Annotated in this window: 1 protein-coding gene; it reads right to left on the reverse strand. The window is 65.5% G+C overall.

Features of this window, described 5'->3' with window-relative positions:
* Positions 1–132: 132 nt before the first annotated feature.
* A partial coding sequence (locus GOALK_RS19430; protein WP_444542582.1) for a Mu transposase domain-containing protein occupies positions 133–475 on the reverse strand: 343 nt, incomplete at its 5' end.

The following is a 475-nucleotide window of genomic DNA, read 5'->3' on the forward strand; positions in this document are numbered from 1 at the left end:
TTGCTCGTGGGTCCAGTTCTCGGCGCGTGCCCGCTCAGCCAGCTCGGCCCAGCAGCGGCGGATGGTGGGCATCTTCAACGCCCGTGCGGCGAACTCGATATGTTTGCCGATCGAATTGTCAGACATGGTGTTTCATCCTTCAGTGATAGTGGATGCGGTGGGTGTGAGTCCGCCTGGTGGCGGGGTGGCGAAGTGCACCCCGAACAGGTCGTCGTAGTCGGGTAGCGCTCTGATGGGCACCTCGTGGCCGTCGGGGTGGGTGCGTACGCGCGCGGCATTGCGGGCCCGGTTCTGCAGCTGTTGGTTGCGGTAGTCGCGGCGCAATTCTTTAGCCGCCCGCACGTGCTGTGCGTCGGCGATGGTGACGTGGTTGGCCCAGCTGCGGTCATGGTCGGCGACGGTGACCTCGCCGCACGCGATCCGCACCCGGTGTAGATCGGCGGTGATGTCGACAAACCGGCCGATCACTGAGGGG

This window comes from Gordonia alkanivorans NBRC 16433, assembly GCF_000225505.1.
Lineage (GTDB): Bacteria > Actinomycetota > Actinomycetes > Mycobacteriales > Mycobacteriaceae > Gordonia > Gordonia alkanivorans.